Below are 4,542 nucleotides of genomic sequence, written 5' to 3' on the forward strand. Positions count from 1 at the left end.
CGAAGCAGCCAGGTATATGAATTTAACTAAAACCGAAAAGAATATGATAAGCGCTAAAACTAAACAAAGATGGGACTATTACAGTGTCCTGGAAACAGCAAAGGAGATGGGCGAAGAAAAAGGAAGGGCTATTGGTGAGGCTATTGGTAAGGCCTTAGGCGAAGCGAGAGGTCAAGTCAAGGGTGCTCATGAAAATGCTGTAAAGGTGGCTACTAAGTTGAAAAATAAAGGGGCTTCTCTTGAGGAGATTCAGGAGCTGACTGAACTTAGTGTTGATGAAATAAGGAAGTTGTAGATCTGCTCTTTCAAACTAACCTTGTGAGAGTTTACTGGTTTTGAGCCTAAATATCTTGCTGGAGACAAATGCGATTAAAAACATAGGGCTATAACCGGGGTTAAAATGAAGATGGAATAATCTACAAATACTGCACAAAACAACACGTCCACTAGTTCAAACACAGCCATTCCTGTTTTATGGTTGTAGTTTCGCTATTATTGCTACAAGTTTGATGAAAATTGAACTTAACATTATGAAAAAGATCATCTTCACATTTCTCAGCTTCATGATTGCGCTATCCACGGTAAATGCGCAAAAAGGCATCAACTTTAATCGCATCTACGCTGCGGGGGGAAAAATGCTCATGTGTGTCGACAGTGCCGCCAAAAACGTTTTTTATGCCAATGTATTTCAAAATCAACCTCATACGGCTTTCAGTTTCTTACCAGAAGTCCACAATGTAAATATTCAGATCTATTTTAGGAAGACAGATAGCCCACAGCACTATCGGTACACAATTTTGGAAAATAACAAGCCAATAGTTGTAAACAAACCGATCGACATAACGCAACTGAAGGATGCCCACGCGGGGGACGAAGAAGTATTACGCTCTACCACTTTTGGCACCTTTCCTATCAAAGATAAAGTCATTACAATAATCACATACGACATCCAAAAGCCTCAGGATGTTTACACAACCGTTTTTTACGGGAAGCCTATTCCGAGAGCGAAAATTCGAGGTTTTGCAAAGCGTTTCAAAACTGACAAAGGTGTTGATTATAGCTGGATCACCAATCCAAAAGACATCACAAAGCTTACTTTCACTGAAAAAGACGATGAATTGACTCTTATAAAAGATAAATCAGATATTGATTATCTCTACTCTACTTCAATAAAAGACAAGCAAACTAATAAAATAATTTTCGAATCAACTACCTGGAAATACGGCGGGTACCTTGAAGAATCCCGCCAATTTTCGCCTTATGTAAAAATCGAAAGAAGCATCTTCAAAAAATCGGGTGATTATGAAATTATCATTCAGCCATTGATTAGACGCGAGGGGTGCCTTGACTGCGATCTTTCCGGTAAAGACTTTGAAAAATATGTAACCAGACATACCCTTTCCATCACCTTAGATGAAGAAAACTATACCAAAAAAGAACTTCTGATCTATACGCTGATCGTCGCATTATCCATTGGACTAATCTTTCTAATCATCCTTTACTTCATCAAAAAAAGAAACAAAAAAAAGCTGGCAGAAAATGAGCAGCAAAAGAACATTACAAAGTTACAGCTTAACTCCATTCGTTCCCAGTTAAACCCTCATTTCCTGTTCAATGCACTCTCCGGGATTCAAAATTTAATGAATAAAAACGAAACAGACAATGCCAACAAATACCTTTCTAAATTTGCCCGGTTAACCCGTAACGTATTGGATAGTAAAGAATTGATTAGCTTAGCGCAAGAAAAAACCTTATTAGACGATTACCTGCAAATGGAACAACTGCGGTTCGGTTTTCAATACGAAATTAACCAATCCGAAAGCTTAGATTTAGCTAATATAGAAATACCAAGTATGCTGCTGCAACCTTTTGTAGAAAATGCGGTAAAGCACGGGATATCGCAAAAGGCTACTGATGGAAGAGTGGTGATCACATTTGTTAAGCAAGCAAATGATTTGGTCTTGACTGTTGCCGATAATGGAAATGGATTTGACACAGGGAAAAAGTATAATGGTCTGGGTCTGCCACTAAGTGACAGCAGGATTGGACTCCTAAACAGCATTTATAAAGAAAATCGCTTTACCTTAGCCATACAATCTACCATTAACGGCACTGAAGTACGCTTAACATTAACCGACTGGCTATAATATCATGAGGGCAATTTTAATAGATGACGAAATTTCCAACTTAGAAAATCTGCGGGCTTTGCTGGAAAAGCACTGTCCGCAGGTTACTATATTGGCAACAGCGCAAAATGTAAGTGATGCGGTTGATGCTATTGAAAAATATTTGCCTGATTTGGTGTTTCTGGATATTCAAATGGGTGAGCAAACAGGTTTTGATGTACTTAAACTGCTTCCAGCGCGTAATTTCGAAGTTATTTTTGTTACTGCTTACGATCAATATGGCATACAAGCTGTAAAATTTGCCGCCCTGGATTATCTTTTAAAACCCATTGATATTGAAGAATTGATAAGTGCGGTAGATAAAGCTGAACACAAACTGGAGGCGCAATTACCAACTTCGCAGCTCGATTTTTTACTGCAACAATTAAAGAAGCCAGAAACGCCGGTTAGCAAAATTGCCCTGCAGATGCAAAGCGAAATCAGATATGTGACTTTGTCAGAGATTATACGTTGCGAGGCAGACAATACGTATACCCACTTCTTCCTTTCGGGTGGTGAAAAAATATTGGTTTCTAAATCACTCAAAGAGTATGCAGATTTACTGCGCCCCAGCGGATTTTTAAGGACGCACCAAAGCCATTTGGTAAATCCAAAGTATGTAAAAAGCTGGTTAAAAGAAGATGGTGGTATTCTGCTCTTAATGTCCGGAGAAAAAATACCCATTTCTAAGCCCAACAAGGACACTGTAAAACAAGCCTTGCAACAGCTTTAAGAAAGATAATTTTATTTATTCATCGTCAAATTCAGACAAAAAAGGAAGGAAGGAAAGAATAAAAACGGATTTGTTAAGAAATCTCAAAAAATGCCTAAAGATGAATTGATCAAGGCTGTTAAATTGATGAATGAATATTATAAGGAGAATAGGTTTAGGGTAAAAATTTCCATCGAAGTATAACATATATGTCCATTTTCATCAGTGTCTTATTGCTTGCAGCGATTGCTTATTTTATCCTCCGCAATAAGGGTACTAAAACCGTTTTGCCTGAAACGCTTCAGGGCAGCTATATCAGTATCCTCACTGAGAGAGTAGGTTTCTATAAAAAGCTGGACAAGGAAAAGCAAAGCTTATTTGAGGAGCTCGTCCTTGAATTTCTGGGATATGTCAAGATTGAGGGCGTAGGTACCGGGATTTCCGATACCGACCGGGTACTGGTGGCTTCGAGCGCCATCATTCCGATCTTTGGCTTTCCAGGTTGGAAGTATAAGAACCTGACCAATGTGATTCTCTATCCTGACACCTTTGATCAGGATTATCAGTTTGAAGGTGAAAACAGGAGTATCATGGGCATGGTGGGTTCAGGCTATATGAACGGTCAAATGCTATTGTCCCGGGCGGCGCTGCTGAGGGGATTCTCCAAAGCATCGGGCAATGAAAATACTGCCATCCACGAATTTGTACATTTGCTGGACAAATCTGATGGGGCCACAGATGGTGTTCCGGAAAACTTGCTGGCTCATGAATATACTGTTCCCTGGTTGAAAATGATGCATGGGGAAATGCACCGTATCGAGCAGGGAAATTCTGATATCAATCCTTATGCCCTGACCAATGAGGCTGAATTTCTGGCTGTTGCTTCTGAATATTTTTTTGAGAAACCAGAGAAGATGCAGGAAAGGCACCCGAAATTGTATGAGCTGCTGACCAAAATATTTGGGCAGGATCCGGGAAAGTCATAAATATTTTCAAATCCGTCGAAGGTTTGTTGATTTACAATGAATAACTCCAAATTTAAGCAGGCAATTTGAAGAGACTCTTGAATTTTATTTAAAATTTTAGATCACAGGAAGATGCTTTAAATCTATTAGATTTTTGGAAATCGACACAATATTTTAAATTATATTCCAAAATATTAATCTAATAGTACTATTGTATTTCTTAATTATTTATTTTTACTTTATTTTTAGATAAATACTCCTTATCTTTGTCTCAAATCAATCAGCCATGCAACAAGAGGATATCATTGAAAATACGCTTGCGGAACCAGTACTTGCTTACCGCCATAGCCAGAAGAATAATGATCCTTATTTTTTTGATCCGCTCGACGATGTTGGTTTCAAACGGCTGTTTGCTTCTCAGCAAAATGCAGATCTAACCATTTGTTTTATCAATCAGGTCCTTAAGGGTAATCGCCAGGTAGTTTCCCTCGAAGTCCTCAAGAACGAATATCCCGGGGAAACACATGAGGAAGGCGGCGCTACTATTGATATGGTTTGCAAAGATCAGGACGGTACCTTTTTCCTGGTTGAGATGCAGCGGCAATATCAGAAGAACTTTAAGGAACGCTCATTATTTTACGCTTCAAGGCTCATTACCGAGCAGGCTCCGCGTGGCAACCGCAGGGCCTGGGCCTATGCG

At 39.2% G+C, this 4,542-nt stretch carries 5 protein-coding genes; all 5 read left to right on the forward strand.

Going from position 1 to position 4,542, the window contains the following annotated elements; all coding sequences use genetic code 11:
* A partial coding sequence (locus tag VK541_RS17540) for a hypothetical protein (protein WP_414692626.1) occupies positions 1 to 295 on the forward strand: 295 nt, incomplete at its 5' end.
* A 235-nt stretch (positions 296 to 530) separates the two neighbouring features.
* Complete coding sequence (locus VK541_RS17545) at positions 531 to 2,147, forward strand: sensor histidine kinase (protein ID WP_324371647.1); 1,617 nt, start codon at positions 531 to 533, stop codon at positions 2,145 to 2,147.
* A gap of 4 nt (positions 2,148 to 2,151) precedes the next feature.
* Entirely contained in the window at positions 2,152 to 2,898 is a 747-nt protein-coding gene (locus tag VK541_RS17550; RefSeq protein ID WP_324371648.1) for a LytTR family DNA-binding domain-containing protein, read from the forward strand.
* A gap of 188 nt (positions 2,899 to 3,086) precedes the next feature.
* Entirely contained in the window at positions 3,087 to 3,863 is a 777-nt protein-coding gene (locus tag VK541_RS17555) for a M90 family metallopeptidase (protein ID WP_324371649.1), read from the forward strand.
* A 265-nt stretch (positions 3,864 to 4,128) separates the two neighbouring features.
* A partial coding sequence (locus VK541_RS17560) for a PD-(D/E)XK nuclease family transposase (RefSeq protein WP_324371650.1) occupies positions 4,129 to 4,542 on the forward strand: 414 nt, incomplete at its 3' end.

The organism is Pedobacter sp. (assembly GCF_035317785.1).
Taxonomy (GTDB): domain Bacteria; phylum Bacteroidota; class Bacteroidia; order Sphingobacteriales; family Sphingobacteriaceae; genus Pedobacter.